This window comes from Mesorhizobium sp. Primo-A (genome assembly GCF_003997175.1).
In the GTDB taxonomy this organism is placed as follows: domain Bacteria; phylum Pseudomonadota; class Alphaproteobacteria; order Rhizobiales; family Rhizobiaceae; genus Mesorhizobium; species Mesorhizobium ciceri.
Genome location: NZ_RZTG01000005.1, coordinates 220,073 through 245,779 on the forward strand (window position 1 = coordinate 220,073; position 25,707 = coordinate 245,779).

Annotated in this window: 32 protein-coding genes and 2 tRNA genes; 14 read left to right on the forward strand and 20 right to left on the reverse strand. The window is 62.5% G+C overall.

What is annotated here, in order from left to right; translation table 11 throughout:
• Nucleotides 1–13: 13 nt before the first annotated feature.
• From EOC83_RS11715 to EOC83_RS11745, 7 genes are all read right to left on the reverse strand, one after another.
• On the reverse strand, nucleotides 14–682 hold the full coding sequence (locus tag EOC83_RS11715; RefSeq protein WP_013532419.1) for a TIGR02117 family protein: 669 nt from the start codon (nucleotides 680–682) through the stop codon (nucleotides 14–16).
• Between the two features lie 111 nt (nucleotides 683–793).
• Complete coding sequence (locus EOC83_RS11720; RefSeq protein WP_013532420.1) at nucleotides 794–1,597, reverse strand: amino acid ABC transporter ATP-binding protein; 804 nt, start codon at nucleotides 1,595–1,597, stop codon at nucleotides 794–796.
• Between the two features lie 31 nt (nucleotides 1,598–1,628).
• The gene (locus EOC83_RS11725) at nucleotides 1,629–2,786 is read right to left on the reverse strand and encodes an amino acid ABC transporter permease (RefSeq protein WP_013532421.1); all 1,158 of its coding nucleotides are present in this window, start codon (nucleotides 2,784–2,786) and stop codon (nucleotides 1,629–1,631) included.
• Nucleotides 2,787–2,795: 9 nt separating this feature from the next.
• Nucleotides 2,796–3,983 carry an amino acid ABC transporter permease gene (locus tag EOC83_RS11730; RefSeq protein WP_013532422.1) on the reverse strand — a complete coding sequence of 396 codons (1,188 nt, stop codon included), beginning with the start codon at nucleotides 3,981–3,983 and terminating at the stop codon, nucleotides 2,796–2,798.
• Between the two features lie 63 nt (nucleotides 3,984–4,046).
• Nucleotides 4,047–5,075 carry an amino acid ABC transporter substrate-binding protein gene (locus EOC83_RS11735; RefSeq protein ID WP_013532423.1) on the reverse strand — a complete coding sequence of 343 codons (1,029 nt, stop codon included), beginning with the start codon at nucleotides 5,073–5,075 and terminating at the stop codon, nucleotides 4,047–4,049.
• Between the two features lie 443 nt (nucleotides 5,076–5,518).
• Nucleotides 5,519–6,394 (reverse strand): DUF2182 domain-containing protein, encoded by an 876-nt coding sequence (locus EOC83_RS11740; RefSeq protein ID WP_013532424.1) that lies wholly within the window; start codon nucleotides 6,392–6,394, stop codon nucleotides 5,519–5,521.
• Nucleotides 6,395–6,403: 9 nt separating this feature from the next.
• Entirely contained in the window at nucleotides 6,404–7,039 is a 636-nt protein-coding gene (locus EOC83_RS11745; RefSeq protein WP_013532425.1) for a DUF1326 domain-containing protein, read from the reverse strand.
• A gap of 455 nt (nucleotides 7,040–7,494) precedes the next feature.
• On the opposite strand from EOC83_RS11745, the gene EOC83_RS11750 reads away from it, so the two are divergent.
• The 5 genes from EOC83_RS11750 (at nucleotide 7,495) to EOC83_RS11770 (ending at nucleotide 11,637) form a co-directional block, all read left to right on the forward strand.
• On the forward strand, nucleotides 7,495–8,676 hold the full coding sequence (locus EOC83_RS11750; RefSeq protein WP_013532426.1) for a cystathionine beta-lyase: 1,182 nt from the start codon (nucleotides 7,495–7,497) through the stop codon (nucleotides 8,674–8,676).
• Nucleotides 8,677–8,806: 130 nt separating this feature from the next.
• Nucleotides 8,807–9,868, forward strand: coding sequence for an HPP family protein (locus EOC83_RS11755; protein WP_013532427.1), 1,062 nt, complete (start codon nucleotides 8,807–8,809; stop codon nucleotides 9,866–9,868).
• Between the two features lie 132 nt (nucleotides 9,869–10,000).
• Entirely contained in the window at nucleotides 10,001–10,675 is a 675-nt protein-coding gene (locus EOC83_RS11760) for an RNA polymerase sigma factor (RefSeq protein WP_013532428.1), read from the forward strand.
• A 117-nt stretch (nucleotides 10,676–10,792) separates the two neighbouring features.
• The gene (locus EOC83_RS11765) at nucleotides 10,793–11,317 is read left to right on the forward strand and encodes a DUF4142 domain-containing protein (protein ID WP_013532429.1); all 525 of its coding nucleotides are present in this window, start codon (nucleotides 10,793–10,795) and stop codon (nucleotides 11,315–11,317) included.
• Nucleotides 11,318–11,328: 11 nt separating this feature from the next.
• On the forward strand, nucleotides 11,329–11,637 hold the full coding sequence (locus tag EOC83_RS11770) for a cupredoxin family copper-binding protein (RefSeq protein WP_013532430.1): 309 nt from the start codon (nucleotides 11,329–11,331) through the stop codon (nucleotides 11,635–11,637).
• A gap of 111 nt (nucleotides 11,638–11,748) precedes the next feature.
• Here the strand turns inward: EOC83_RS11770 and EOC83_RS11775 are convergent, their stop codons facing one another.
• Nucleotides 11,749–12,579 (reverse strand): crotonase/enoyl-CoA hydratase family protein, encoded by an 831-nt coding sequence (locus tag EOC83_RS11775; protein ID WP_013532431.1) that lies wholly within the window; start codon nucleotides 12,577–12,579, stop codon nucleotides 11,749–11,751.
• 88 nt (nucleotides 12,580–12,667) lie between these two features.
• Here EOC83_RS11775 and EOC83_RS11780 point away from each other — a divergent pair, with 88 nt between their 5' ends.
• Nucleotides 12,668–13,255 carry a TetR/AcrR family transcriptional regulator gene (locus tag EOC83_RS11780; RefSeq protein WP_024505017.1) on the forward strand — a complete coding sequence of 196 codons (588 nt, stop codon included), beginning with the start codon at nucleotides 12,668–12,670 and terminating at the stop codon, nucleotides 13,253–13,255.
• 76 nt (nucleotides 13,256–13,331) lie between these two features.
• Here EOC83_RS11780 and EOC83_RS11790 read toward each other — a convergent pair whose 3' ends face one another.
• The 4 genes from EOC83_RS11790 to EOC83_RS11805 all read right to left on the reverse strand — a co-directional run bounded on the left by EOC83_RS11790 (nucleotide 13,332) and on the right by EOC83_RS11805 (nucleotide 17,229).
• On the reverse strand, nucleotides 13,332–14,558 hold the full coding sequence (locus EOC83_RS11790; protein ID WP_013532433.1) for an anion transporter: 1,227 nt from the start codon (nucleotides 14,556–14,558) through the stop codon (nucleotides 13,332–13,334).
• Between the two features lie 152 nt (nucleotides 14,559–14,710).
• On the reverse strand, nucleotides 14,711–15,673 hold the full coding sequence (locus tag EOC83_RS11795; RefSeq protein WP_013532434.1) for a glycosyltransferase: 963 nt from the start codon (nucleotides 15,671–15,673) through the stop codon (nucleotides 14,711–14,713).
• A 287-nt stretch (nucleotides 15,674–15,960) separates the two neighbouring features.
• Nucleotides 15,961–16,749: a GGDEF domain-containing protein gene (locus EOC83_RS11800; protein WP_013532435.1), complete on the reverse strand. Its 789-nt coding sequence runs from the start codon at nucleotides 16,747–16,749 to the stop codon at nucleotides 15,961–15,963.
• A 258-nt stretch (nucleotides 16,750–17,007) separates the two neighbouring features.
• Complete coding sequence (locus tag EOC83_RS11805) at nucleotides 17,008–17,229, reverse strand: hypothetical protein (protein WP_013532436.1); 222 nt, start codon at nucleotides 17,227–17,229, stop codon at nucleotides 17,008–17,010.
• 179 nt (nucleotides 17,230–17,408) lie between these two features.
• Between EOC83_RS11805 and EOC83_RS11810 the strand changes: the two genes are divergently transcribed.
• Genes EOC83_RS11810 through EOC83_RS11820 form a run of 3 tightly spaced genes read left to right on the forward strand, consistent with a single transcriptional unit; the run spans nucleotide 17,409 to nucleotide 18,322 of the window.
• On the forward strand, nucleotides 17,409–17,723 hold the full coding sequence (locus EOC83_RS11810; protein ID WP_244514287.1) for a hypothetical protein: 315 nt from the start codon (nucleotides 17,409–17,411) through the stop codon (nucleotides 17,721–17,723).
• Nucleotides 17,720–18,001 carry a helix-turn-helix transcriptional regulator gene (locus EOC83_RS11815; RefSeq protein ID WP_013532438.1) on the forward strand — a complete coding sequence of 94 codons (282 nt, stop codon included), beginning with the start codon at nucleotides 17,720–17,722 and terminating at the stop codon, nucleotides 17,999–18,001. Before EOC83_RS11810 ends, EOC83_RS11815 begins: the two co-directional genes overlap by 4 nt.
• 39 nt (nucleotides 18,002–18,040) lie before the next feature.
• On the forward strand, nucleotides 18,041–18,322 hold the full coding sequence (locus tag EOC83_RS11820) for a hypothetical protein (RefSeq protein ID WP_013532439.1): 282 nt from the start codon (nucleotides 18,041–18,043) through the stop codon (nucleotides 18,320–18,322).
• An 86-nt stretch (nucleotides 18,323–18,408) separates the two neighbouring features.
• On the opposite strand, the gene EOC83_RS11825 is transcribed toward EOC83_RS11820, so the two are convergent.
• Together EOC83_RS11825 and EOC83_RS11830 are read right to left on the reverse strand one after the other, a co-directional pair.
• A tRNA-Arg gene (locus tag EOC83_RS11825) sits at nucleotides 18,409–18,485 on the reverse strand.
• Nucleotides 18,486–18,532: 47 nt separating this feature from the next.
• Complete coding sequence (locus EOC83_RS11830) at nucleotides 18,533–18,838, reverse strand: ETC complex I subunit (protein ID WP_013532440.1); 306 nt, start codon at nucleotides 18,836–18,838, stop codon at nucleotides 18,533–18,535.
• A gap of 140 nt (nucleotides 18,839–18,978) precedes the next feature.
• Between EOC83_RS11830 and EOC83_RS11835 the strand changes: the two genes are divergently transcribed.
• Nucleotides 18,979–19,055, forward strand: a tRNA-Pro gene (locus EOC83_RS11835).
• Nucleotides 19,056–19,157: 102 nt separating this feature from the next.
• Nucleotides 19,158–19,439, forward strand: a complete 282-nt coding sequence (locus EOC83_RS11840; RefSeq protein WP_013532441.1) for a hypothetical protein — start codon at nucleotides 19,158–19,160, stop codon at nucleotides 19,437–19,439.
• A gap of 36 nt (nucleotides 19,440–19,475) precedes the next feature.
• On the opposite strand, the gene hdaA is transcribed toward EOC83_RS11840, so the two are convergent.
• The 3 genes from hdaA to EOC83_RS11855 are packed head-to-tail and all read right to left on the reverse strand — an operon-like array spanning nucleotide 19,476 to nucleotide 21,913.
• Nucleotides 19,476–20,180, reverse strand: coding sequence for a DnaA regulatory inactivator HdaA (hdaA, locus tag EOC83_RS11845; RefSeq protein WP_013532442.1), 705 nt, complete (start codon nucleotides 20,178–20,180; stop codon nucleotides 19,476–19,478).
• 1 nt (nucleotide 20,181) lies between these two features.
• On the reverse strand, nucleotides 20,182–21,384 hold the full coding sequence (locus EOC83_RS11850) for an AI-2E family transporter (RefSeq protein WP_013532443.1): 1,203 nt from the start codon (nucleotides 21,382–21,384) through the stop codon (nucleotides 20,182–20,184).
• Nucleotide 21,385: 1 nt separating this feature from the next.
• Nucleotides 21,386–21,913 carry a CDP-alcohol phosphatidyltransferase family protein gene (locus EOC83_RS11855; RefSeq protein WP_013532444.1) on the reverse strand — a complete coding sequence of 176 codons (528 nt, stop codon included), beginning with the start codon at nucleotides 21,911–21,913 and terminating at the stop codon, nucleotides 21,386–21,388.
• Between the two features lie 238 nt (nucleotides 21,914–22,151).
• Between EOC83_RS11855 and purM the strand changes: the two genes are divergently transcribed.
• From purM to EOC83_RS11870, 3 genes are read left to right on the forward strand one after another with little or no spacing between them, the layout of a single operon-like run.
• The gene (gene purM / locus EOC83_RS11860; RefSeq protein ID WP_013532445.1) at nucleotides 22,152–23,231 is read left to right on the forward strand and encodes a phosphoribosylformylglycinamidine cyclo-ligase; all 1,080 of its coding nucleotides are present in this window, start codon (nucleotides 22,152–22,154) and stop codon (nucleotides 23,229–23,231) included.
• A complete protein-coding gene (gene purN, locus EOC83_RS11865) occupies nucleotides 23,228–23,941 on the forward strand; it encodes a phosphoribosylglycinamide formyltransferase (RefSeq protein WP_013532446.1) in 714 nt (237 codons plus the stop codon). The genes purM and purN overlap by 4 nt, the downstream gene beginning before the upstream one ends.
• A gap of 13 nt (nucleotides 23,942–23,954) precedes the next feature.
• Entirely contained in the window at nucleotides 23,955–24,485 is a 531-nt protein-coding gene (locus EOC83_RS11870; RefSeq protein WP_013532447.1) for a histidine phosphatase family protein, read from the forward strand.
• Nucleotides 24,486–24,536: 51 nt separating this feature from the next.
• On the opposite strand, the gene EOC83_RS11875 is transcribed toward EOC83_RS11870, so the two are convergent.
• The 3 genes from EOC83_RS11875 to EOC83_RS11885 all read right to left on the reverse strand — a co-directional run bounded on the left by EOC83_RS11875 (nucleotide 24,537) and on the right by EOC83_RS11885 (nucleotide 25,663).
• Nucleotides 24,537–24,770 carry a DUF680 domain-containing protein gene (locus EOC83_RS11875; protein WP_013532448.1) on the reverse strand — a complete coding sequence of 78 codons (234 nt, stop codon included), beginning with the start codon at nucleotides 24,768–24,770 and terminating at the stop codon, nucleotides 24,537–24,539.
• 414 nt (nucleotides 24,771–25,184) lie between these two features.
• Nucleotides 25,185–25,412: a DUF680 domain-containing protein gene (locus EOC83_RS11880; RefSeq protein ID WP_013532449.1), complete on the reverse strand. Its 228-nt coding sequence runs from the start codon at nucleotides 25,410–25,412 to the stop codon at nucleotides 25,185–25,187.
• A gap of 47 nt (nucleotides 25,413–25,459) precedes the next feature.
• A complete protein-coding gene (locus tag EOC83_RS11885) occupies nucleotides 25,460–25,663 on the reverse strand; it encodes a DUF680 domain-containing protein (protein ID WP_013532450.1) in 204 nt (67 codons plus the stop codon).
• Nucleotides 25,664–25,707 lie beyond the last annotated feature (44 nt).

Genomic DNA, 25,707 nt, shown 5'->3' on the forward strand with positions numbered 1-25,707 from the left:
CGGAATGCCCACGCTAATTATACAGCCGCATCGATAGCCCGAGCGATACAGGCAGCGGGTTCCACCAGCCGGTGCGCAGGCCTGCGGTGCGCAAGGCGGCCGCCGTCCAGGTGTTGCAGCCGATCAGTGCGTTGAAATGGCCGTTGGCTTCGTAGAAGCCGTCGAACCTGGAATAGGCCGCGTCCGGAACGAGGATCGGGCCTTCCGGTCCGCGCTGGAAACTCGCATCGATGAAATCGAGCAACGCCGCGAACCGGTCCTCTGTGATGTCGAACCCCGCGATGTCAGGGGGCGGTTCGAGGATGTCACCGGCGACATCGACATGCATGACCGACGCGTCGAGGGTCAGTGCCTTCATCACCGGTACCGCCTTCAGCTCGGACCATGTCGGCGTCTCCAGGTAGAAGGCGCGACCGCCCCAGCCGAAGACGATGTAGCGGACCTCCGGCCTGTCGGCCGGTATGCCGGCGTCGACCAGGAAGTGGAAACGCTGGCGCACGGCATCGTCGACCGGGATGGCGATATCGGTGTGGATCGGATTGTTCAGCACCAGGATGTGGCGCGTCGCGGCGGGCATGGCGGCGGCCGCCGGCCACAGCGGCCGCGGCACGAGGGTGCCCGTCGTCACGGCGAGAGCGACGACAATCAACAGAAGGCCTAGAAAACGTCCCAGTCTCTTCATGAAAAGCGGCTCTGCAAAAGCGCTCCAGCGCGACAGGAACGGTCGCCTGTTATGCCATACGCAAAAGAGCCCGGCAGTGTTTCAGCCGGGCTCCTCGCAAACATCGAAAGCCTAGTGCAGGATCTGCGACAGGAACAGCTTCGTGCGCTCATGGCGCGGGTGGTCGAAGAACTCGGCCGGCGTGTTCTGCTCGACGATCTGGCCCTGGTCCATGAAGATCACCCGGTTGGCGACCTTGCGGGCAAAACCCATCTCGTGGGTGACGCACAGCATGGTCATGCCTTCTTCGGCAAGGCCAACCATGGTCTCCAGCACTTCCTTGATCATCTCCGGATCAAGCGCCGAGGTCGGCTCGTCGAACAGCATGATGCGCGGGTTCATGCACAGCGAGCGGGCAATCGCCACACGCTGCTGCTGGCCGCCGGAAAGCTGGCCGGGATATTTGTTGGCCTGTTCCGGGATCTTGACGCGCTTGAGGAAATGCATGGCGATTTCCTCGGCCTGCTTCTTCGGCGTCTTGCGCACCCAGATCGGCGCCAGCGTGCAGTTCTCCAGGATGGTCAGATGCGGGAACAGGTTGAAGTGCTGGAACACCATGCCGACCTCGCGGCGCACCTCGTCGATCTTCTTGAGATCGTTGGTCAATTCCTTACCGTCGACGATGATCTTGCCCTTCTGGTGCTCCTCCAGGCGGTTGATGCAGCGGATCATGGTCGATTTGCCGGAGCCGGAGGGGCCGCAGATGACGATGCGCTCGCCGCGCATCACTTTCAGGTTGATGTCCTTCAGCACATGGAACTCGCCATACCATTTGTGCATGGCGATGATGTCGATGGCGACATCGGTCGTCGAAATCTGCATCTTGGCGGCGTTGACCTTGATCTCTTCGGCGCTGACGGCATTTTCGGTGGCCATGAGAGGGATCCCCTTGTTCTTTTGTTTATGTTTAGCGTTTGTGGCCGGTGTCGAGCCGGCGTTCGGTGTACATTGAATAGCGCGACATGCCGAAGCAGAACAGCCAGAAGACGAAGGCGGCGAAGATCAGGCCGGACCTCGCCGTCTGCGCGGTTGCCCAGTTTGCATCGGAAAAATTCTGTTTGACGATGCCGAGCAGGTCGAACATCGAGATGATGATGACCAGGCTGGTGTCCTTGAACATGCCGATGAAGGTGTTGACGATGCCCGGGATGACCAATTTGAGCGCCTGCGGCATGACGATGAAATACATCTTCTGCCAATAGCCGAGGCCGAGCGAATCGGCACCTTCATATTGGCCCTTGGGGATCGCCTGCAGGCCGCCGCGCACCACTTCGGCCATATAGGCGGCGGCAAACAGCGACACGCCGATCAAAGCGCGCAGGAACTTGTCGAACGAAACGCCCTCCGGCAGGAACAGCGGCAGCATGACGCTGGCGAAGAACAGCACGGTGATCAGCGGGATGCCGCGCACCGTCTCGATGAAGACGACGCACAGCGTCTTGATGATCGGCATCTTGGAACGGCGGCCGAGCGCCAGCACGATGCCGAGCGGCAGCGACACGGCAATGCCGACGAAGGACAGGCTGAGCGTTACCAAGAGCCCGCCCCAAAGCGAGGTCTCGACATGCGGCAGGCCGAACATGCCGCCGACCAGCAGGACGAAGGCGACGATCGGCAGCACGAAGAACAGCAGAACCGCATTCAGCCCTTTGCGTGGCACCTTCGGCATCAGCATCGGCACCAGCAGCGCCACGAACAGGATGGCGACCAGGATCGGCCGCCAGCGCTCCTCGATGGGATAGCGGCCGAGCATGAACTGGCCGAACTTGGCATTGACGAAAGCCCAGCAGGCGCCGGTCCAGCCATCCGGCTGGATGCCGCCTTGCGCCACCGTGGCGCATACGGTCCGGTCCGGCCCCGTCCACACGGCGTTGATGAACGCCCAATTGATGATTTGCGGCAGGATCATCGCCACCAGGGCGATGCCGACGATTGTCAAAATGGTGTCGCCGGTAGACGCGATCAGGTTCTTGCGCACCCATGCGCCGAGGCCGGTGACGCTGGCGGGCGCCGGCTGCGCCAGCACCATTTCGGTGCGCACCCAGGACATATCATGTTCTTGCATGTCCTTACCTCACCTCTCCACCAGCGCCATCTTGGCGTTGAACCAGTTCATCACAAGCGAGGTCAGAAGGCTGATGGCGAGATAGATCACCATCATGATCACCACGCCCTCGACGGCCTGGCCGGTCTGGTTCAGCACTGTCCCGGCGGTCGCCGTCAGGTCCGGATAGCCGATGGCGATGGCCAGCGACGAGTTCTTGGTCAGGTTGAGATACTGGCTGGTCAGCGGCGGAATGACGATGCGCATGGCCTGCGGCACGACGACCAGCCGCAGGATCGATCCGGAACGCAATCCCAACGCTCCGGCGGCTTCCGTCTGGCCCGCGCTGACACCCCTGATGCCGGCACGCACGATCTCGGCGATGAAGGCGGCGGTATAGCAGGACAGCGCCAGATAAAGCGACAGGAACTCCGGCCGGACCTGAAAGCCGCCGGTCAGGTTGAAAGTCGACTGCTTGGGGTAATCGAAGCTCAGGGGAAAGCCGCTCAGCGCATAGGCGAGCAGCGGCAGCCCGACGATCAGCGCCGCGGATGTCCAAAACACCGGAAATTGCTGGCCGGTCGCCATCTGCCGTTGCCGCGCCTTGCGCGCGACGAACCACGCCATGGCGATGCCGACGAGCAGGGCGACGAAAATCAGCCATGAACCGTCGCCCCATACGGCGCGTGGAAAATAGAAACCGCGCTGGTTGAGAAAGGAGCCGAACGGCAAATTGATGCTGTCGCGTGGCGCCGGCAGCACGGCCAGCACGCCGGAATACCAGAAGAAGATGACCAGCAGCGGCGGGATGTTGCGGAAGACCTCGACATAGACGGTGCAGATCTTCCTGATCAGCCAGTTCTTCGAGAGCCGGCCGATGCCGATGACGAAGCCGATGATTGTCGCGGTGATGATGCCGACGATGGCGACGATGACCGTGTTGAGGAGGCCGACCAGAATGGCGCGGCCATAGGTCGAATCCGACGAATAGGCGATCGCGCTCTCGCTGATATCGAAGCCGGCGCGGCCCTTGAGGAAGCCGAAGCCTGAAGCGATGCGCAACCGCGTCAGGTTGTCGATGACGTTGTGGGCAATCCACCAGACGCCCGCCACCAGCAGCACGACGACCAGCACCTGGAAGAATATGCCCCGGATTTTCGGATCGTTGATGAAGGAGCCGCGGCTGGGCTCCTCGCGAAGTACGTCCTGCGATGCCATTCGACCGTCCCCTGGAAAGAGAAACCGGGAGGCAGATGATCTGCCTCCCGGATCACATTTCGATCAGCGGATCGGCGGCGCGTATTGCAGGCCGCCCTTGGTCCACAGCGCGTTGATGCCGCGCGCGATCTTCAGCGGGCTGCCCGAGCCGACATTGCGCTCGAACATTTCGCCATAATTGCCGACGGCCTTGACGATGTTGACCACCCAGTCATTGGAGACGCCGAGATCGGTACCGATCTTGGTGTCGGCTTCCTGGCCGAGAACGCGCTTGATCTCGGGGCTGGCCGAGTTCTTCATCTCATCGACATTGGCCTTGGTGATGCCGAGCTCTTCAGCCTGCAGCAGCGCAAAATAGGTCCATTTGACGATGTGGTACCACTGGTCGTCGCCCTGGCGAACGGCAGGTCCGAGCGGCTCCTTGGAGATGATCTCGGGCAGCACGACATGGTCGGCCGGCGATCCCAGCGTCAGGCGTATGCCATAGAGGCCCGACTGATCGGTGGTGTAGACGTCGCAGCGGCCGGCATCATAGGCGGCGTTGACCTCTTCCAGCTTTTCGAAGACGACGGGATTGTACTCCATCTTGTTGGCCTTGAAGTAGTCGGCGAGGTTCAGCTCGGTGGTGGTGCCGCTCTGCACGCAGACGGCTGCGCCCGAGAGCTGCAATGCCGAATTGACACCCGGCAGCTTCTTGGCGTTGATCATGAAACCCTGGCCGTCATAATAGGTGACGCCGATGAAATTCAGGCCGAGTGCCGTATCGCGGTTGATGGTCCAGGTGGTGTTGCGCGACAGGATGTCGATCTCGCCCGACTGCAGCGCGGTAAACCGCTCCTTGGCGCTGAGCGGCGTGAACTTGACCCTGGAGCCGTCACCGAAGACGGCGGCCGCGACAGCGCGGCAGAAATCCGCATCGATGCCTTGCCAGTCACCCTTGTCGTCCGGCGCCGAAAAGCCGGCCAGGCCGGTGGAGACGCCGCACTGGATGAAGCCCTTCGCCTTGACGGTGTCGAGCGTGGCCGCCGACGCGGCGGACGCCATCAATCCAAGCGTGGCGGCGCCTAGAATGCCGATAGCAATGTGTTTCATGACCCACAGACCCTTTTCTCTGTTTTTCAGGAGTAAATCCTGATTTTTTTCTCCCGTGTGAACGCGGCTTCATCCCGGCCCATCCCGAAACCCCGCATCGTAACCGACGCGCCGCCTCCCATTCACAAATGTCATCGAAGGCGATAATTCCTGTGAGGTCAAGGGAAATGACCCAAACCCGAAGAGTTTGAAAACCGATTGCCGTAAATGCCTGATTTACAGACAAACACGCCCGCGAATTAGTCAGCAGGGGCCAATAAAGGCGGCAAAGCTGATGCAACGCCAACGCGGGGCCGATACCGGCCGCGGCAGCGAAATCCATCCCGGGCAAATACCTCGTGGTTGTTGACCTCCGCGTGGGGCGAACTACCATGTCCCAAGATTGTCTTCTGACGATTTACTGGCGGCTGCAGTCCAATACAGGTCGCAGACGAAGACTGTTCTCAAGAGGCTTGAAAGACGATCCAGGTCCCGATGCCAGCCATCAACGCGCCTGAAACGCGCGGAATCAGCTGCCCGGTCGGCACCGTCTTCTCCAGCAGGACGAGGATGGCGATGCCGGCGATCCACAGCACGTTCATGACGCCACCGACGAACAGCAGAGCCATCAGCGCCCAGCAGCACCCCAGACAGTAGGCGCCGTGATCGATGCCCAGCCGGAGCGCGCCGAGCGGAGCGGAGCGGAATCCGCCATGGCCGGCCAGGAACGCGATCGGGGCCTGACATTGGCGCAGGCAGACGCCCTTCATCGGCGTCCATTGATAGAGACCGGCGGCGATCAGGACGAGGCCGCCGAGGACCGCGCTGCCGGTCGCCATCGAGGGGTCGAGCAAGGCAAGACGGGCGAGCAGCCATTGCGCACCGGTCGCCACGAGGCTGAAGACGGCCCAGACGGCGAGGTAGCCGGCAAAAAACCATCCCGTCGAAGCGATGGGCCTGCCATCCGCCCGCGCCTTGCGGCCGACACCGGCATAGAGCAGCAACATCGGTGCGACCGAAGGCGTCATCATGCCGACCATCATCACCGCCCACATCGTGAAGGTGAAAGCGAAATCGGCCAATGCCCAGGCCCGGATGCCTGGCGCCACGGCGGCGCCCATATCCATGCCGCCCATACCCATGTTCGACCCGTCCATATTCGACATGTCCATTCCGGCCATGTCACCGCCTCCGCTGTCCGGCAAGGCGGAGCCGGGCATGACCATGTCGGTGGCGAGCCACAGCACATAGGCCCAGGCGAGCACGGCAATCACCACGAGCGCGGCCATCACGACCGCGCGATCGCGCCGCAGCACCGCCTCGAGGGCCGTGTCGCCCATTGGATCAGGTCAATGCACGATGCCGCTCTGCGTGAGATGCAGATTGGCGAAATGGCTGTGCGTATCGGCCAGCTCGAACTTGATCGGGCCCGTCGCCTTTGTCCAGCCGCGCCCGACCTCGGCGATCGCGTATTCGAAGCCGTGCGGCAGGTCGATGCGCGCCTGGTGGGCAGCGCCGGTGACCGGATTCCGGATCGGCTCGCCACGACCGTCGGTTATACCCTCGACATGCAGCTGACTGGTTCGCGCGTCGACGTCGATGTTGAATTCGATCGGCGCAAAGATCGGGTCGTGGAACTTCTCCAGCGTGGTCGAAAAGACCTGGAATATCGTTGCACCCGGTTCGGTATCCAGACCGCCCAATATGCGAAGCAGCGCGCCACGTTGGGCTTCCGTCGCCCTCTCGTCGATGATCACCGCGGCTTCGCCCCCGCCCTGGTGTATGGCGCCGGGCCAGCTGAAAATCCCGACGAACCGCAATCCGTCGAGCTTGGTGTCGCCGTGATGGCCGCTTTCGATTTCCATGCCGGCGACCGCCTGGCAGAACCCGTATGTCGGCATGGCGTTGAACTGGCACGGGCAGCCATAGGCGCAGTTGCAGTTGATGAATTCGCGCGCCTTCATGGCCCATTTGACGTCCGGCATGGCATTCCTCCCTTGCCGCGCTCACGCTTGGTGAGCGCGATCCGGATCGTGGAGGACCAGAGGTCAACCGGCAGCAACCATCCGGCAGCATCTGATCGAAGCAATCCGGCGATTAATATTAGCCGACAATCATATACCTTCCGCAGCCGCCCACAATAGCCGATCGGCGGAGATGAGGGCTCCGAACGCAGGTCAATCAAAGACCGCCTTTTCGCGATAGGAATTTTTTCTTGACAGCCTGCCCTCAGCTATGATACATTTTCGTCCATGGTGCTGATTTGCGCCGATGACCCGCCGCACAGGCGGGTTTTTCGTTTTGATATCCTGTCCCCGCATCGCTGTTTTTGCCGCGACGAATTGGCATATTCGAAGTCCATCTCCTGGCGGACGGTGGCTGTTGCACGGTCCATGCCGCCGCACTATGGCTAGCGGCTTGTCAAACAAGGCGACGCAGAATGGCGAAAGACGGCGAGCACTTTAGCGGCGGGATGGGCATCAACACGCGGCTTGCCCATTCGGGCAACAATCCGCACGACTATTTCGGCTTCGTCAATCCGCCGGTGGTGCATGCCTCGACCGTGCTTTTTCGCGACGCGGCGTCAATGGCGGCTCGCACCCAGAAATACACTTACGGCACGCGCGGCACGCCGACGACCGATGCGCTCGCCCACGCCATAGACGCGCTGGAAGGTTCGGCAGGCACGATCCTGGTGCCGTCGGGCCTTGCGGCGGTGACGGTACCGCTGCTCGCCTTCGTGTCGGCCGGCGACCATCTGCTGATCGTCGATACCGTCTATCATCCGACCCGCAACTTCGCCGACACGATGCTGAAGCGGCTGGGCGTCGAGGTCGAGTACTACGCCCCCCATGTCGGCGCCGGCATCGCGGCGTTGATCAAGCCCAACACCAAGGTGGTGTTCACGGAATCACCGGCCTCCAACACCTTCGAGGTGCAGGACATCCCAGCCATCGCCAAGGCGGCGCACGCCGCGGGCGCCATCGTCATGATGGACAATACCTGGGCGACGCCACTGTATTTCCGCCCCCTCGACCACGGTGTCGACATCTCGATCCATGCGGCGACCAAATACCCGGCCGGCCATTCCGACGTGCTGCTTGGCACGGTGTCGGCCAATGAGAGCTGCTGGACGCATCTTTATGAAAGCTTCTGCACGCTTGGCTGCTGCGCCGGGCCCGACGACGTCTACCAGGTGCTGCGCGGCCTGCGCAGCATGGGCGTGCGCCTTGAACACCATCAGCGCAGCACGCTTGCCATCGCCTCCTGGCTCGAAGGCCAGAAGGGCGTGGCGCGCGTGCTCCACCCGGCCCTGCCCAGCCACCCGGACCACGAACTGTGGAAGCGGGACTTCTCCGGATCGAGCGGCATCTTTTCCATCGTGCTTGCCGGCGGCGGACAAAAGCAGCAGCACGCCTTTCTCGACGCGCTGCAAATCTTCGGCCTCGGCTATTCCTGGGGCGGCTATGAGAGCCTTGCCGTGCCGGTCTGGCTCGGCGACCGCGTTGTCGCGAAGGCCCCCTATGAGGGTCCATTGATCCGCCTGCAGATCGGCCTCGAGGACGTCGACGACCTGAAGGCCGACATTTCGCGCGGCCTGACCGCGGCGGCGGCTGCGTAGCGGAATTCTATTCCCTCAAATTGCAGTTTCCCGGATCAGTTTGGCTTTCAAATTCAACGATGCCGCGTCATTGCGGTGCGATCAGCACATTTTCGACTTCCCCTGGAATATCGGCAGAGTTTTCGACCCCATGGCTTTCCGCCTTTTTGTTCCCATTCTTGCCGGCGCGACGCTGCGCGAGCGTCTCGTCGCCTGTATCGGCGCGACGATCGGCATTGCACTCACCGGTGTGATCGCCAGCCTTGTGCTCGGCAACGGCCCGCACGTGCCGCTGCTGGTGGCGCCGATGGGGGCGTCGGCGGTGCTGCTGTTCGCCGTGCCCGCCAGTCCGCTGGCACAGCCATGGTCGATCATCGGCGGCAACACGATATCGGCACTGGTCGGCGTGATCGTGGCGCATTTCATCCACGAAACCGCCCTTGCCAGCGGCATCGCGGTGGCACTGGCCATCGCCGCCATGTCGTTCACGCGCTGCCTGCATCCGCCGGGCGGAGCGGCCGCGCTGACCGCGGTGCTGGGAGGGCCTGCCGTGATCAGCGCCGGCTTCCTGTTTCCATTCGTGCCGGTGGCGCTGAACTCGATCCTGCTGGTGGCGCTCGGCTACGGCTTCCACAGGCTGGCCCGGCGCAATTATCCGCATGTGCCGGTTGCGGCGCCGGCAAACAGCCACGGCACCGGCGATCTGCCGGCGCAGCTGCGCGTGGGCTTTCGGTCGGAAGACATCGATGCCGCGCTTGGCGCACTCGACGAGACGTTCGATATCGATCGCAACGATCTCGACCGGCTGCTGCGGCAGGTCGAATTGCAGGCGATGGTGCGCGCGCACAAGACCCTTCTGTGCGAGGACATCATGTCGCGCGATGTGATCTCGGTCGATGCTCACACCTCCACCGAGGCGGCGCGCCAATTGCTGCTTGACCACAACATCCGCACCTTGCCGGTCGTCAATGCGGAAGCCAGGCTGGCAGGCACGGTGGGGTTGCGCGAACTCACCCAGGCCTCGGGGACGGTTGGATCCGTCTTAACGCCCGCGGCAACAGCCGCCGCCGGCGTCGCCGCCATGGGTCTGCTGCCCGTCCTCACCGACGGCCGCAGCCATGCGGTCATCATCGTCGACGACGACAAGCGGATTCTCGGGCTGATCACCCAGACCGATCTGTTGGCGGCCACGGCGCGCCTGCAGGCTGCCTGACAAGCCTTCGCTCGCACTGTAGTGTAGCGGCCGCCGGACCCGGCAGAAAATCTTCGGGAACCTTTTGCCGGCGACAGCGTCCAATCTCCCAATCGAGATCCTGGTTCGGAGATTGGGTTGAGGAAACTTGCCATGCCTGCTGTGTTGACGGCCGTGCCTTCCGCTGTGCCAGGCGAGATGCAGCTTGTGCACCGCGCGCTGGCGCGCGACGGCGACGCCTTCCGCACCATCATCAAGACACACAATCAGCGGCTTTACCGGATCGCGCGCGGCGTCGTGCGCAATGACAGCGAGGCCGAGGACATCGTGCAGGAGGCATACGTCAAGGCCTTCGCCCATCTCGATGCGTTTCGCGGCGACTCCTCGCTCGCCACATGGCTATCGCGCATCGTCATCAACGAGGCGCTCGGCCGGCTGCGCAAAAGACGCAAAACGGTGGCGCTGCCGGAAAATCCGCAAGCCGAGATCATCCGGTTTCCCCTCAATCCCAGCGACGATCCGGAACGGACAATGGCGCAACGGCAGATCCTCCAACTGGTCGAACAGGCCACCGACAGCCTTCCCGACGTCTACCGGACGGTGTTCGTGGCGCGGGTGATCGAGGGGCTGAGCATCGAAGAGACCGCCGACCTCCTCGGCGTGCGGCCGCAAACCGTCAAGACAAGGCTGCACCGCGCCCGCGCCCTTGTCCGCAAGGCGCTGGACGACCAGATCGGGCCGGTGCTGCTCGACGCCTTCCCCTTCGCCGGCCGGCGTTGCGAACGACTGACCAGCGCCGTGATGCGACGGCTCGGGCTGGAAAGCTGAGCCTCAGCGGATTTCAGTTCATTTCAGCGGGAACGTTTGCCGCTGACCAGCATCCAATGACCGTCAACCGAAAAACACTGTCCGGGACGATTTCAGCGTCCCGGCGAAGGAGATGCCATGTCTATCCGACACACTGCTGCGCTCGCCGCCCTGCTGCTGCTCGGCACCGCGCCGTTCGCACAAGCCGCCGACAAGCCGACCGATCCGCAGATCGCCCATATCGCCTACACGGCCGGGGTCATCGACATCGAAGCGGCCAAGCTGGCCATCGACAAATCGAAGAACAAGGAGGTTGTCGATTTCGCCAAGGATATGGTCCGCGATCACGAGGCTGTAAATGTTCAGGCGCTCGACCTGGTCAAGAAGCTCAAGGTCACCCCGGAAGACAACCCCACCAGCAAGGCGCTGACCAAAGCTGCGACGGAGGAGCGGGCCAAGCTCGCCAAACTCCACGGCGCTGCCTTCGACAAGGCCTATGTCGACAATGAGGTCGCCTATCACAAGCAGGTCAACGGCGCGCTCGAAACCCTTTTGATCCCGTCGGCGCAGAATGCCGAGCTGAAAAGCCTGCTGGAAACCGGCTTGAAGATATTCCAGGGCCATGAGCAGCACGCCGAACACGTCGCCGGCATGCTCAAGTAAGGACCGGGAGCATGCAGAACCACCATCTGTGGATTGCGTTGACGCTCGCCGTCGGGATCGTGCCGGCGCAAGCCGAAACCATCCAGGTCACCATCGACAGGCTGGTGTTCTCTCCGGCCACCGTCGAGGCAAAGGTCGGCGACACGATCGAGTGGGTGAACAAGGATGTGTTCGCCCACACGGCAACCGTGAAAGGCGGCTGGGAAGTGATGATCCCGCCGAAGAAATCCGCAAGCCTGACTTTGAAGACGGCGGGACCGGTCGACTACTTCTGCCGCTTTCACCCCAACATGAAGGGCCGTTTGGTGGTGGCGCCCTGATCCAGCTCCGACGAGTGCATGTCGCCCAAAAGTAACCTCGGTTTTGGGAGAACGACACGCATAAAAACAAAGACCTGAAGCGGGTCGCCTGAGGAATTCCAGCGACCCGCTTCAGGCTCGCCTGGCCTCGTCGGGACGCGCGATATGTGTCCACGAGCCGTCATAGCCCGGCTCGCGGCGTGCAATCCAGGCATTCAGCCCTTCGCGCAGATCAGCGGTCGGGGCCACGCGGGCAAACTGCTCGGCCTCGACCAGCAAACCTTCGGCGATGCTCTGGTTGAGGCCGCGCGCCACTGCCGTGAGGATGCCGGCAATCGCCAGATCGGAGTGCCGCAGGATACGCCTGGCCAGATCAAATGCCGCCGGCATCAACTCGGCATGCGGCACAACCTCGTTGACGAGACCCAGTTCAAGCGCCCGCGGCGGCGCAAACCAGTCGCCGGTCAACAGCAGTTCGAGCGCCCGCTTGCGCCCCGCGAGCCTCGGCAAGCGCTGGGTTCCACCAAAGGTCGGCGGCATTGCGAGGTTGATTTCCGGCTTGGCGAACAAAGCGCGGTCACTGGCGATAGCGAGCGGTACGGCCTCGGTGATTTCGCAGCCGCCACCAAAGGCAATGCCGTTGACGGCGGCGATGATGGGCTTGCGGTAGGCTTCCAGCCTCGCCGTCAGCCGCTGCCCGCGCATGACGAAATCCCGCATCGCGACACCGACGCCAAGCGCCACGCTGGCCGAGAACTCGTGAATGTCGCCCCCCGCCGAAAACGCCCGCTCCCCTGCTCCGGTCAGAATGACCGCTCGGACGCCGTCATCGACTTCCATGTCGTCAAGGACCGCAAGCAGGCGGTCGATCAGGGCATAGTTCAGCGCGTTGAGTTTCTCCGGCCGGTTGAGGGTGAGGATGGCAATCCCATCCCGGGTTTCGCTAAGGACAAGATCTGTCATTTGGCTGTTCCTTCTCCATCATGCTGATGGAAGGAAGACTATGCCCTTTGTCGCTTGTGTATATTCACTAGTCGGTATACATAGGCTTATGCCCGACACGCAGAGCCCTACCCGCAAACGCATTGTCGATGCCGCGACCAGGCTCTTCTATGCAGAAGGAATCGGTCGTGTCAGCGTCGATGCCGTTGCCGAGGAAGCGGGTCTCACCAAGCGCACGCTCTACTACCATTTCAAGAGCAAGGACGACCTGATCGCCGCCTATCTCGACGGCCGCGACCAACCCAATCTGAAGCGGATGGCCGGCTGGTTCGAGGCTGCCGAAGGCGGCGCGGATCGCAAGGTCGAGGCGATCTTCACCAATCTGGCGAGGTCCGCTCGCCACCCGAAATGGAAAGGATGCGGCTTCCTGCGCACGGCCGCCGAACTCGCCTCGATGCCCGGACATCCGGCGGTCAAGGTGGGCGCGCGGCACAAGCTGAATTTCGAAACATGGCTGGCCGGCGCCCTGTCGGACCATGGCGTCGCGGAGCCGCAAACCCTGGGGCGCGAGATCGTGCTTTTGATCGACGGCTGCTTTTCGATCATGCTGATCCACCGCAACCCCGATTACATCGAAGCGGCCGGACGCGCCGCGGCGACGCTGGTGCGGGCGCGACTTTCAGGCAGTCAGGTCTAAAGCGCGACGCGCTTTAAGCCTTTGGTTTTATGCATGTCGTTGGCCCAAAACCGGGGCCACTTTTGGGCGACATGCATTAGAAACCGAAAGCCAGCCATGCGGTGCCGGCGGCCAGCGTTATCAGCGTCAAAGGCAAGCCGACCTTGAAAAAAGCGCCGAACGACAGCGTCGTGCCGGCGGCCCGCGCCTGTTCGGCGACGATCAGGTTGGCGACCGAACCCAGCAGCGTGAAATTGCCGGCCAGCGTCGAGCTCATGGCGACGACCAGCCAGGCGCGCTCGGGGTTTTCGAGGCCGGGTATGAAGGGCCGCAGCGCCAGCACGGCCGGAACATTGCTCATGATGTTGGAAAGCACCGCGGTGAAGCCGGACAAGCGCCAGACGTCGTCCAGCCCGAGGTTCCTGGCCGAAGCGATCATGTCGGGCGAAAGAAGCGTCTTTTCAGCGCCGGCGACGACAACGAACAGACCGGCGAACATGAACAGCAGCGGACCGTCGATCTCGCGGTAGATGCGCTCCGGCTTGATGGCCCGGGTGAGCAAGAGGATGGCGCCGCCGATGAGTGCTGCCTTGGCGACGGGCACGCCGGCGAAGAAGGCAATTGCCAGCCCGATGCAGACCACCACCGCCTTCAGCACCTGCCCCTTGTGCATGCGGCCACGCGAGACCTCGGGCGTCAGTTGGACGGTGCGGGCGAATTCGGCCCGGAAGACAATGCGGATGATGACAACGACCGCGACGAGGCCGAACAGGGCGACCGGAGCCAGCGCTGCCGAAAAGGCCGGATAGGAAATGCCCGACAGTGCACCGATGACCATGTTTTGGGGATTGCCGGTGATGGTTGCGACGCTGCCGCAATTCGACGCGGTGGCGGTGGCGATCAGATAGGGGATCGGGTTGCGCTTGATCACACGGGTGACGTGGACGACGATCGGCGCCATGACGAGACAGATGGCGTCGTTGACCAGGAAGGCGGACAACACGCCGGTCAGCAGCGTCACCATCACCAAGAGCATGAAGGGCGCATGCGCGTGCTCGATGGCGACGGCGCCAAGGCCACGAAAGGCGCCCGACACTTTTAAATGCGCCACCACAATCATCATGCCGAGCAGAAGCGTGATGGTATCGAAATTGATCGCCCGGTACGCATCCTCCATGCTGAGCGCGCCGATGGCGATCATCGCGGCCCCGCCGAGAAGCGCGATCCCTGCCCGGTCGAGGCGCAGGCCGGGGATGCGGCCAATGGCGACACCGGCGTAAGTCAGGATCAGGATCAGCAGTGCCGCCGCGCCCATCAAAGTCATCGATAAGAAGTCCTGCCCAGTCTGTGGCACGCCGCTGGCTGTCGGCCCCATTCGTCCGCTTTGCGTGCCTGCTTTAGCGCGATGTCGAGATCGATGACAGCGGGCATGTTGTTGCGCCAAGGATGTCCCATGGCCCAAAGGATGACGTGCAGCTAACGCAGGTAGAAATCCAGCCTCTGTCGCACAGCTTGGGAAGAATAGGTCTGCTCGACGGTCTGCCGTGCCTTGAGGCCCACTGCCGCCCGCAGCGCCGGGTCGGCTTTGAGATCGGCCAGGATGCGCGCCGCCTGCTGCGTCGTTTCGAACAAGAAACCGTTTTCGCCATGCCTGATATGGTCGGAATAACCGCCATATGAATGGCAGACCACGGGCAACCCGCAGGCCATCGCCTCGAACACCACGCGACCGAAGGTTTCCATATGCCAACCGGTGCGATAATAAAACACGTCGAGCGTCTGCAGAAACTCTTCGGCGGAAAATTGGCCGGGTGGGAACAGTTCGAGTTGCGGATGCGGCATGAGGCTGTCCTTGAGCCCTATCCCTCCCTGTATCCGCAAGGCTGTACCTTCGGCCAGCAATGTCTTGTAGAGGGGTATGTCATCGGGATGATGTTTGCCCGGCCCATCGCGGCTCAAGCGTCCGACGGTGAAGGGACGATCCGAACCCAGACGCCGTGGTGAAAAACGTTCGATATCGATCGGAGACGGATGCACGGTGCCATCGACTTGGAGCATCCGTCTCTGAAAATCGGAAATCAGCACCAGTTCGGCGTCGGGCCAGTTCAGCATGCGGGGCATGCGTCTCGTCAGCGAGATGATTTTCGGGTGAAAGGTATTGAAGACATAGATCAGCCGGCGCGGCCGCGGGATCAGGTAAGGCCATATCTTGTTGCGCCAATGAGAGCCGAGAAAGACGTAGGTACCGCCATTCGGTACATCCCACTTCGACAGCGAGACGCGGCGAATCGGGAAATTCCGCATCAACTCGCCGGACACGCTGGAGGAGGTTGCCCACAGATGCACCTCGGAATCGACACTCAACAACCGGTACAGTTCCAGAGCTTCAAGGTCACTGCCACCGAAGGGGTCCTGAAAGCCGTTGAACAAATGGATCATAATAGCTGTGTTTACCTGACCGTTTCCGCATATGTTCGCCAGCATCAAAAATCATGATCGCTGTCGGCCGGAACGCTTGGAAACTCAGAGTCAAAACCGTTTCTGCCGACAACGAAAATCGCCAACGCGGGGGAGTATACCGGCAAGCGGTTGCAGTCCATGGCCCATCGAGCCGGCATGCTATCCGTAAGGATCGGATTCCTTGCGGCTGATTATAAGCATTTGGAAACATAGAAGGAGCGTCTGTTTCGAGAGCTTCCCGATCAGCCTTCTGCAAGTTTCTGCCATCAATGCACGGTGGCGACGCCGGGCGCAGGCGCCGGAGACGTTCCGGCCGGATCGAAGCTGACTTGATCGCGTCCGTTCGACTTGGCCGTGTAAAGCCTTCTGTCGGCAGCGGAGAAAATTTCCTCATAGGTGATCGGGCCGGTAAAGCTTGTGCCGCCGATGCTGACGGAAAGCGGACAAGGCCTGCCGCCGGGTGAGAATTCCATCTCCCTGATACGCCGGCGGATGCTTTCGGCAACCACCCAGGATTGCGAGGGATCCACGCCGGGCAGAAACACGCCGAATTCTTCGCCGCCGATGCGGCCGACGATATCGCTGCCACGCAGTTGCCCCTTGATCGCCTGCGCTATCAGTTTGAGGGCCTGATCGCCGCAATCATGGCCCAGGCGGTCATTGATCGACTTGAAGTGGTCGGCGTCGATGATCAGCAGCGCCCCCGAACGGGTCTGCTCCTGCTTGCGGGTCTGCTCGAGATAGGCTTCGACCAGCATCGAGAAGGCGCCACGGTTCAGCACCGCCGTCAGGCTGTCGGTCGCGGCGATGACGCTGAGATCGCGCTGCGCGATGGCCAGCTGGCGAATCTTCCACATCAGGAAAAACAGAAACGAGCCGCCCAGCACCAAAGGCAGCATCAGGTCGGTCATCTGCGCCCGCCACACGGCCTCGGGCGAAAGATAGGGAAAATTGAAGGAATCGACGAAGAACGCCACGGCAATGAAGAATGCCGTACCGACTGCCGTGACAGCGATCACCCTGCCCCAGCTCGTCGGCGACAGATCGAGCTTCATCGCGTCCACTCCGTTAGCCGTCGCTACTATGACGCACCAACCCAAACAAATTGATAAGACTTTCCCTCCAATTCGATGTCGGCGGCGGAATCAAATCCACCGGCCAACCAGCCCCTGCCTATGACTTGCGACAGACGCTTGGGCAGACGCCACAGGACGGCCGCTGGAAAGCAGCCATCCTGTTTCAAAGTGTGAAGGCGTGGGCCAATTGCCGGCCGGGCAAGGGCAAAACGGCGCGCGAAGCCAGATCGCCCGTCGTCAGTTGAGCGTCGGTTCACCCAGCGCATCGACGACAAAGGATGCCGCGATCAGGTCGTCGGCATCGAGACGCAGGGAGCCTCCGTCGCCTCCCATGGCTGAAGCCACTTTTTGAAAGGTCTTCATTTCGTATTCCGTGATCCGGGCGTCCTGCATCCTGGCCCTGAGATCGGCAATGCGCCGATCGAGGGCCGAAGATATCCCTATTTCTCGCTTCGACATGGCAACACTCCTCCCCACCCTTGTTTGCCTCCCGCCTGTCCACTTTTATATGAGGGTCCGCGAATACAGCGGGCCGAACGCGCCGTGCGCGGGAAGGTTCCGAAAAGGCCGAGTAACGAAATAATACGCTGGCGCCGAGCCACGCCCGCGGACTTTTCTATATCAGACGCAGCTAATCCTTGACGCCGGCAGATGCCGCCCCAGAATCAGAGCATGGCAATAAAGTCGGCGACGAGGTGGCGGTCATGGCGACGGTGCTGAAGCGCGTCACGAAGGACCGCGTCAGCGTGTCGATCCCCGGTCTTCCGCATTCGGTCATTGATCCGGCAACCAGGCTGACCAGGGGCCAGCAGATGGAATTATCCGGCGACGTTAAGCGGATCGACGGCGACAAGGTCACGGTGTCGCTCGGGACAATGGTCACGGTGGATCTGGACAAGGCGGGCCTGGTGCAAAGCCGTGTCCCACCGAAGCGAAGGACCGTCAGGATGTGAACAAGCGAAGCGCCACCGTCTCAGGGACCCAACCCCTTACACCCCAGCAGTGCAGAGCTGCACGAGCGATCCTGAAGTGGTCGCAGGTGCGACTCGCCGCGAAGTGCGGCCTCAGCGAAGGAACGATTGGCAGTTTTGAGAGCGGGCGAAGGATTCCCAGTCCCGCCAAGCTGGCTGCCATCCGTCGAGGCTTGGAGGCAGCGGGCGTGGTTTTCATCGATCAGAAGACCGCAGTGACAAAGAGCGGTCCGCCTCGCGAAACTATTAGTGGAACATAATTTAGACATCGCTGTTAGGCCGTAAATGGGAGGCGCGCGATGTCACAACATGAAATCGGCATTGTTTCGGACTGGTCGAAATTGGTGGCGGACGATCCTCTGATCGCCGCCGATATAATCCAGCGCCTTTCTGTGCGCGCTTGCAATGACAACGCTGCCACCGCCGCCGACGTCCCGTCGCCCGGCACCGAAACATTTCGGGGTCCCGACATAACCAGCCTCGCAACACCCACCGAGTATCCTCGGCCGATCGTGCTCCTAGCGACGATCTATGCGTCGACGGTCCTGGGGGTAACGCTGCTTCTGGCGGCGGCGGTCTGAGCGCACGAGGCCTGATACCGCTCTCTGAAAGCCCGTGTCTCCGGTATAAACCGTAACCTATGTGTCCGGAACGGACCGAAAGGCTTTGGCGATCCCGACAGGATTCGAACCTGTGACCATCGGCTTAGAAGGCCGGTGCTCTATCCAGCTGAGCTACGGGACCGCTGGCCGGCCCTTGGGCCGGCTGGATATTCTGGCGCCGGGCGCCGTTCAATGCGTCCAGGGCGTCCTGCGGTCATAGCGGAAATTCTCCGCATAGGAAATCTGGCGGCGCTTGGTCTCTTTCGGCTCTTCGACGCGGAAAGCGAGCCCTTGCTTTTCGGCGTAGGCGACCGCCTCTTCGCGCGTGTCGAAGCTAAGCCTGATCTGGCTTCTCATGTCTGCCGACGTCGTATAGCCCATCAGCGGGTCGATCTTCTTGCGCGACTCGGGATCGAATTCCAGCACCCAGTAACCGGTCTTGGCCTTGCCGGACTGCATCGCGGTTTTGGCTGGGCTGAAAATGCGCGCGGACATGGCCACCTCGTTGTTGTGCAAGGCAGCATCGCCACCCTTCGCCCGTCATTACTGCGCAATGCGCACGGCGGCAAGGTTTTTGCTCTCGCAGGTTTTTGCACTTGCCATGCACCACCGAAATGAATAGGCAACAGACCGTTCGGAGTGTAGCGCAGCCTGGTAGCGCATCTGGTTTGGGACCAGAGGGTCGGGAGTTCGAATCTCTCCACTCCGACCATCCCCCCACAGCCCAATGCCCGGCGCAGCCATACGGTTCACTTGCTGCGGCACCGGCCGTGTGTCCGGCAGCCGCGGGCGGTTCGGCAAACAGGGGGGTCAGATGCTTGGAATCGATGCCTGGGTGTCGCTTTTCGGACCGGCCTACTTTGCCTATGCCGGCATAACGGTTCCGGTCATGGTGACGTGGGCAATTGCCTGCGCCGCACTGGCGATGTGGAATAACCGTGAAAGCCGCAGACAGGCGAGGCAGGCCCCGGGCGCCGTGGTCTCCCGCTCCTGGCGTGTCAGTATCGGGATGTTTGTGCTGGTCGCCGCCGGCTATATCGCCGCTCACTCTGCCGTCTATCTCGCAGTCCGTCATTTCGCCAGAATGTGGCTCTGATCGCCAGAATGTGGCTCTGAGACCGGCCTCTCAGGCTCAGATCTCGAACTCGCCCTGCCCTTCATCCATGGCACTGACGGTTTCGGCTGCCAGCGCCCTGGTGATCGGCGTCTTGCGTTCGAGCGCGGTCCGGTCGAGCCGCTCCACCACGCGCATCGCTGTCGCCAGCGAGCGCTCGATGCGGCGGACCAGATATTGCACGACATGCGGTTCGACCTCGATCTGACGGTCGGCGAAGAGTTTTGTGATGACGCCTGCCAGCAGGAGATCGTCGGGCTCATGAATTTCGACTGTCGCAGCCGCCTTCAGCCGCGAGGCAAGATCAGGCAGGCCAACACCCCAGGCCGAGGGAAAGCGGCGCGCCGTCAGAAGCAGTTGCGAGCCGGCACCACGCACCGCATTGATCAGATGGAACAGGCCTTGTTCGTCAACCGTCCCGGTATCGACATCGTCGATCAGCGCCGGCCGCGCGCCGAGATTGGCGATGCTGTCGCCGATGCGCCTGGCGTCGACCGCCGCCGCATTGGCACGCGCGCGCCAGATCGAGGCCAGATGCGTCTTGCCAGAACCCGCGGGACCGGCCAGCACCACCACCGGCGATGGCCAGTCCGGCCAGCGGTCGACCAGCGCAACCGCCTGGTTGTTGGTGCCGGAGACGACGAGTTCGTCACGCGAATAGCCGGTGCCATGGCCGAGGTCGAGCGGCAACTGGCGCGGCGGGTCGGTTGGCTGGGCAGTCACTTCAGCGACGCGGTTGCGTGCGGTGGCCGCCGCCGCGATCGGCCGGAAGCTGCGGCACAGGTGCCGCGCCGCGACCCTTGTAGAGCGGCGATTCGAGATAGCGGGCTATTGCGAACCGCACCAGCACGGCGACGGCGGCCGAAGCCGGCACCGCGATCAACAAGCCGACGAAGCCGAACAGCGCGCCGAAGGCAAACAGCGAAAACATCAGCCATACCGGGTGCAGGCCGACGCTCTTGCCGACCAGCCGCGGCTGCAGGATGTTGCCCTCGATGAACTGGCCGATGAAAAACACGACCGCGACCGCGACGATCATCGTCCAGTCCGGCCAGAACTGGACGAAGGCGACGCCGACGGCCAGCACCAGCCCGGTCAGCGAGCCGACATAGGGGATGAAGGAAATCAGCCCGGCGAACAGGCCGATGAGGATGCCGAAGTTCAGTCCGGTCAGCGTCAGCCCGGTGGCATACATGGCGCCCAGCACCAGGCACAGCGTGCCCTGGCCACGCACGAAGCCTGCCGTGGCGGTGTTGATGTCCCGTGCGATGGCGCGCACGGTCTGGACGTTGTCGCGTGGCACCCAGCCGTCGATGACCGCCACCATGCGGTCCCAGTCGAGCAGCATGTAGAAGGCGACCACCGGTGTCACCACGAACAGGCTGACCACAGAAACCAGCGCCATGCCGGAACTCCACAGCGAGGTGAAGACGGTGGTGACAAAACCGAAGCCGGAGGTCAGCAGCGAATTCAGCCCGTCGCGCAAGCTATTGGCGTTGACGCCGAACTTCTGCTCCAGCCATTTCGGATCGAACGAGGTGATCAGGCTTTGCAGCCGGGTCAGATATTCCGGCAATTTGCCGGCGAAATCGGCCATCTGCGTGGCCAGAACCGGAATGAGGATGACAAAGGCCAGGACCAGCACGATGAGGAAGGTGATGAGGATGACCACCGTCGCCATGAAACGCGACAGGCCGAGCCGCTGCAGCCGGTCGGCAACGGGATCGAGGAAATAGGCAAGCACCATGCCGGCGACGAAGGGCAGCAGGATGGCGCTGAAGACATAGAGGAAAAGCGCCAGCAGCGCGGCGCCGGCCAGCCAGAAGAAGATCTGGCGGCGAAAGGTCGCGGACGCGGCGATGTCGGCGGCCGCGGCCTCGATCGCCGCCGCTTCTGTCTCGGATGTCCGGAGTGGAGCCTTCGTCATGTCAGCTCATGTGCCTCAGCCAAGTCACGAGATAGGCTGCGGCCGAAGCCACGGTCAAGACCCCGGACAGCAATATGAGAACCGGCCTCAGCGGGTCGAGATGAACCGACAGGGCAAGCTCACCCAGCACAACCGCCGCCAGCACGATCTGGATGGCGGTGTTGGCCTTCGACACGAAAAGCGGTTTCATCTCGACCGGATGGGCCATGACGGCGGACAGCAGGACCGCGCAGACGATCAACGCGTCGCGCGACACCATGGTGACGACCAGCCACAGCGGCAATTGCCCGATGAGGCCCATGACCACGAACACCGAAACCAGCAGCAGCTTGTCGGCGATCGGATCGAGATAGGCGCCGAGCGTGGACTGCTGATTGAAACGGCGGGCGATGAAGCCATCGACGCCGTCCGAAATGCCGGCGACGAGGAACCCGGCAAAAGCCCAGTCCCAGCGCGCCTGCAGCATCGCCAGCACCACCGCCGGCACCAGGACAAGGCGCAGGATGGTGATCAGGTTGGGGATGGTCAAATGCCTGGCACCTCCTCTTGGTCGGAGATAGATGATGAAGATGGCGGGTGGCAACAAGGGAGGAGCTGCCGATCTCCCCGCACGGGAGCGGCCTTCAGCTTGGCTTTCGCCAATCACGAGCGCCTGTACGTGCGCGCTGTCCACGGTTTTGTAGGCCGAGATGGCCGTTATCCTTGCGGACAGAAACCGTTCATGCGAAGAGCCCGCGACAAGGAAAATTGCTGAACGGGCACCAGAAATGAGCAAGCGCGACGTGAACAAGCGCAAGAACGGGCTCACCTATGCCGAGGCCGGTGTCGATATCGATGCCGGCAATCTCATGGTCGAGAAGATCAAGCCGCTGGTGCGCGCGACGCGCCGGCCGGGCGCCGATGGCGAGATCGGCGGTTTCGGCGGCCTGTTCGACCTCAAGGCGGCCGGGTTTACCGATCCGGTGCTGGTGGCGGCCAATGACGGCGTCGGCACCAAGCTCAAGATCGCCATCGATGCCGGCAAGCACGACACGATCGGCATCGACCTCGTCGCCATGTGCGTCAACGACATCGTCGTGCAAGGTGCCGAACCGCTGTTCTTCCTCGACTATTTCGCCACCGGCAAGCTCGATCCCGACCAGGGTGCCGCGATCGTCGGCGGCATTGCCGAGGGCTGCCGCCAGGCCGGCTGCGCGCTGATCGGCGGCGAGACCGCCGAGATGCCCGGCATGTATCACGGCAACGACTACGACCTCGCCGGCTTTGCGGTGGGTGCCGCCGAACGCGGCCAATTGCTGCCCACCGATGACATTGTCGAAGGCGACGTGCTGCTGGGCCTGGCTTCCTCCGGCCTGCACTCGAACGGCTATTCGCTGGTGCGCCGCATCGTCGCCGTCAGCGGTCTGTCGTGGAGCGATCCGGCACCGTTCAACGACGAGGCCACTCTGGCCGAAGCACTGCTCGAGCCGACCCGCATCTACGTCAAGTCGATTCTCAAGGCGATCCGCAACACGCATGGTATCAAGGCGCTCGCCCACATCACCGGCGGCGGCTTCCCGGAAAACATTCCACGCGTGCTGCCCAAGGATTTTTCGGCCGAGCTCGACCTCGAGGCGATCGACGTTCCTCCCGTGTTTTCGTGGCTGGCCAAGACCGGCGGCGTGGCGCCGGAAGAAATGATGCGCACCTTCAATTGCGGCATCGGCATGATCCTGGCGGTCGCGTCCGGCCAGGCAGCGCAGGTCGCGGCCGTGCTACAGGAAGCCGGCGAGACGGTGACGCCGATCGGCCGCATCGTGCCGCGCCGCGACGCAGGCGTCATCTATCGGGGTTCGATCGGCCTATGAGCGCGCAGAGGAAACGCACCGTTGTCCTGATCTCGGGACGCGGCTCCAACATGACCGCGCTGATTGCCGCGGCCAGCGACCCGTCGTTCCCGGCCGAGATCGTCGGTGTCATTTCCGATAAGGCGGATGCCGCCGGGCTCGGCATCGCCAGGGCGCGCGGCATCGCCACGCAGGTCGTCTCACGTGCCGACCACGGCAGCAAGCAGGCGCATGACGCCGCCATCGACGCGGCCCTTACCGCCTTCAACGCCGAGATCGTGGCGCTGGCCGGCTATATGCGCATCCTCAGCCCCGGCTTCGTCCAGAAATGGCAGGGCCGCATGATCAATATCCACCCTGCCCTGCTGCCGGCCTTCAAGGGGCTCGACACCCATGCGCGCGCGCTGGCCGCCGGCATCCGCATCCATGGCTGCACCGTGCACTTCGTCACCTCCGAGATGGATGACGGCCCGATCATCGCACAGGCAGCCGTGCCGGTGATGGTCGGCGACACCGCCGATACATTGGCAGCCCGCGTGCTGAAGACCGAACACCGGCTCTATCCGCTGGCGCTGGGGCTGGTCGCCGAAGGCAAGGCGCGCATGGAGTCCGGCCGCACCGTGCTTGCCCACTTTGCCGACGATGCCGACAACGGCACCTCGGTGGTGATGGCCCCGGATCCGCTGCGCGAGGAAGCCGACCTCGAGCATCTGGCGCGCATCACGCCTTGAGCTTAGAGCGGCGATGAAACAGCTTCTCCTGCTTCGTCACGCCAAATCCAGCTGGGACGACCCTGATCTCGATGATTTCGACCGGCCCTTGGCCGAACGCGGAGTGAAGGCAGCCCGGTTGATGGGGCGCGAGCTTGCGACGCGCGGCTGGCTGCCGGACCTGGCGCTGGTGTCGGCGGCGCTGCGCACCCGCGACACCTGGCGGCTTGTGGCGGCGGAATTGCCCGTCCCGCCCCAGGTCGCATTCCTCAAGGCGCTGTACGATGCTTCAGCGGCGGACATTCTGAGCCAGATTGGTCAAACCGACGCTTCGAGCGGCAGCTTGCTGGTAATTGGCCACAATCCGGGCCTGGAGCAGTTGGCCAGACAGCTTGCCGGGCCGGGGTCAGACGCCAAGGCGATCGCAAGACTTGAGGAAAAATTCCCGACGGGAGCCCTCGCCCGGGTGGTCTTCAAAGGCGATTGGTCCGTCGTGTCCCCCGCCCGGCTGACACATTGCTTGCGGCCCAAGGACCTGGGCCCGCGGCCGAAGGACCTGGGCTAGTGTCCATGGCAGGTGCGGCGGGTCAAGCCCGCCGCACATCCGCTTGAGCCGTCAGTTTCCCCAGTTGCCCTGACCGGATTCCGGCTGGACCGAATCGGGCGTCAGCGTGAGGTCGCGGTGCTTGACCTGCCTGTGGGTCGAAGCCGTGTAGCTGTGGTCGACATTGACCGCGTGCGAGGTGACGGCCGGCTGATTGACATTGTCCGAACCATAGTTGTCGCTGCCGGCAAAAGCGGCACCAGTGGCAACGAGGATGGCGGCGGCGGCAAGAGCGATCCTGTTCATTCTATTTACTCCGGTATTCCTGATTCTGTCCGTCTAGTGGCGTGCCCCTGGGGAGGAAATTTCGCGTCGCTCGGACAACCTCGATCTGGGTTTTTCGTGCGCCGACTTCCAATCACGAAGACGTTCCCTCACGCGCGGCATCGGGACCTCGAACGTCGGCCAAGGGATTGAGCTCACCCTGTTTTATCAGTTTATCTCAGACGCTTACAAGGAGGGTGCCTGACGCATGATGCGGCGGTTCATCGAGCCAGCGCTCGCCATCCGTTCACGATTCGTCAACATAAATTGAACCAGCTGGTTCGATTTACGATCGGCGCTCCGACACCGATGCCGTCGGCCGAAATCCTGCTCATGCATAAAAAACAAGAGCGGCGGGCAAGGCCCACCGCTCTTTGTGGTCGCAGACTTCAGAAATCAACGACCCCAGATGCCCTGACCCGACTGAGCCGGCACGTTGGCATTGGCATCACCCTGCGTCTTTACGGACTTCGGGATCGAGCCGGTGTGCGTGGTGTCGATGTCGGACACGGACTGGTTCGCAACAGGCTGGTTGGCATTGTAAGAGCCGTAGTTGTCGCTGCCGGCAAAAGCGGTGCCCGTGGCAACGAGGATGGCGGCGGCGGTGAGTGCGATCTTGGTCATTTTAGTTACTCCTGAGTTCAATGTTGGGTCGATATCGGCAGTCGCGATTAGCGGCCGAAGAGGTTGCGGTCAGCGCCCTGCGAAGCGGGGGCCTGGACGGTTTGCGTCGACTTGGAGATCGAAGCAGTGGCCGACTGGTCGACGGTGACGGCAGGCTGATTGGCGTTGGCCGAGCCATAATTGTCGCTGCCGGCAAAAGCAGTGCCCGTGGCAACGAGGATGGCGGCAGCGGTAAGAGCGATCTTGGTCATTTTAATTACTCCTGAGTTCAAGTTTGGGTCGATATCGGCAGTCG

What these genes read in the sequence shown, in the direction of transcription:
- EOC83_RS11715 (WP_013532419.1), bottom strand. Translation starts at nt 682, where the DNA reads ATGAAGAGACTGGGACGTTTTCTAGGCCTTCTGTTGATTGTCGTCGCT.
- EOC83_RS11720 (WP_013532420.1), bottom strand. Translation starts at nt 1,597, where the DNA reads ATGGCCACCGAAAATGCCGTCAGCGCCGAAGAGATCAAGGTCAACGCC.
- EOC83_RS11725 (WP_013532421.1), bottom strand. Translation starts at nt 2,786, where the DNA reads ATGCAAGAACATGATATGTCCTGGGTGCGCACCGAAATGGTGCTGGCG.
- EOC83_RS11730 (WP_013532422.1), bottom strand. Translation starts at nt 3,983, where the DNA reads ATGGCATCGCAGGACGTACTTCGCGAGGAGCCCAGCCGCGGCTCCTTC.
- EOC83_RS11735 (WP_013532423.1), bottom strand. Translation starts at nt 5,075, where the DNA reads ATGAAACACATTGCTATCGGCATTCTAGGCGCCGCCACGCTTGGATTG.
- EOC83_RS11740 (WP_013532424.1), bottom strand. Translation starts at nt 6,394, where the DNA reads ATGGGCGACACGGCCCTCGAGGCGGTGCTGCGGCGCGATCGCGCGGTC.
- EOC83_RS11745 (WP_013532425.1), bottom strand. Translation starts at nt 7,039, where the DNA reads ATGCCGGACGTCAAATGGGCCATGAAGGCGCGCGAATTCATCAACTGC.
- EOC83_RS11750 (WP_013532426.1), top strand. Translation starts at nt 7,495, where the DNA reads ATGGCGAAAGACGGCGAGCACTTTAGCGGCGGGATGGGCATCAACACG.
- EOC83_RS11755 (WP_013532427.1), top strand. Translation starts at nt 8,807, where the DNA reads ATGGCTTTCCGCCTTTTTGTTCCCATTCTTGCCGGCGCGACGCTGCGC.
- EOC83_RS11760 (WP_013532428.1), top strand. Translation starts at nt 10,001, where the DNA reads ATGCCTGCTGTGTTGACGGCCGTGCCTTCCGCTGTGCCAGGCGAGATG.
- EOC83_RS11765 (WP_013532429.1), top strand. Translation starts at nt 10,793, where the DNA reads ATGTCTATCCGACACACTGCTGCGCTCGCCGCCCTGCTGCTGCTCGGC.
- EOC83_RS11770 (WP_013532430.1), top strand. Translation starts at nt 11,329, where the DNA reads ATGCAGAACCACCATCTGTGGATTGCGTTGACGCTCGCCGTCGGGATC.
- EOC83_RS11775 (WP_013532431.1), bottom strand. Translation starts at nt 12,579, where the DNA reads ATGACAGATCTTGTCCTTAGCGAAACCCGGGATGGGATTGCCATCCTC.
- EOC83_RS11780 (WP_024505017.1), top strand. Translation starts at nt 12,668, where the DNA reads ATGCCCGACACGCAGAGCCCTACCCGCAAACGCATTGTCGATGCCGCG.
- EOC83_RS11790 (WP_013532433.1), bottom strand. Translation starts at nt 14,558, where the DNA reads ATGACTTTGATGGGCGCGGCGGCACTGCTGATCCTGATCCTGACTTAC.
- EOC83_RS11795 (WP_013532434.1), bottom strand. Translation starts at nt 15,673, where the DNA reads ATGATCCATTTGTTCAACGGCTTTCAGGACCCCTTCGGTGGCAGTGAC.
- EOC83_RS11800 (WP_013532435.1), bottom strand. Translation starts at nt 16,749, where the DNA reads ATGAAGCTCGATCTGTCGCCGACGAGCTGGGGCAGGGTGATCGCTGTC.
- EOC83_RS11805 (WP_013532436.1), bottom strand. Translation starts at nt 17,229, where the DNA reads ATGTCGAAGCGAGAAATAGGGATATCTTCGGCCCTCGATCGGCGCATT.
- EOC83_RS11820 (WP_013532439.1), top strand. Translation starts at nt 18,041, where the DNA reads ATGTCACAACATGAAATCGGCATTGTTTCGGACTGGTCGAAATTGGTG.
- EOC83_RS11830 (WP_013532440.1), bottom strand. Translation starts at nt 18,838, where the DNA reads ATGTCCGCGCGCATTTTCAGCCCAGCCAAAACCGCGATGCAGTCCGGC.
- EOC83_RS11840 (WP_013532441.1), top strand. Translation starts at nt 19,158, where the DNA reads ATGCTTGGAATCGATGCCTGGGTGTCGCTTTTCGGACCGGCCTACTTT.
- EOC83_RS11850 (WP_013532443.1), bottom strand. Translation starts at nt 21,384, where the DNA reads ATGACGAAGGCTCCACTCCGGACATCCGAGACAGAAGCGGCGGCGATC.
- purM (WP_013532445.1), top strand. Translation starts at nt 22,152, where the DNA reads ATGAGCAAGCGCGACGTGAACAAGCGCAAGAACGGGCTCACCTATGCC.
- purN (WP_013532446.1), top strand. Translation starts at nt 23,228, where the DNA reads ATGAGCGCGCAGAGGAAACGCACCGTTGTCCTGATCTCGGGACGCGGC.
- EOC83_RS11870 (WP_013532447.1), top strand. Translation starts at nt 23,955, where the DNA reads ATGAAACAGCTTCTCCTGCTTCGTCACGCCAAATCCAGCTGGGACGAC.
- EOC83_RS11875 (WP_013532448.1), bottom strand. Translation starts at nt 24,770, where the DNA reads ATGAACAGGATCGCTCTTGCCGCCGCCGCCATCCTCGTTGCCACTGGT.
- EOC83_RS11880 (WP_013532449.1), bottom strand. Translation starts at nt 25,412, where the DNA reads ATGACCAAGATCGCACTCACCGCCGCCGCCATCCTCGTTGCCACGGGC.
- EOC83_RS11885 (WP_013532450.1), bottom strand. Translation starts at nt 25,663, where the DNA reads ATGACCAAGATCGCTCTTACCGCTGCCGCCATCCTCGTTGCCACGGGC.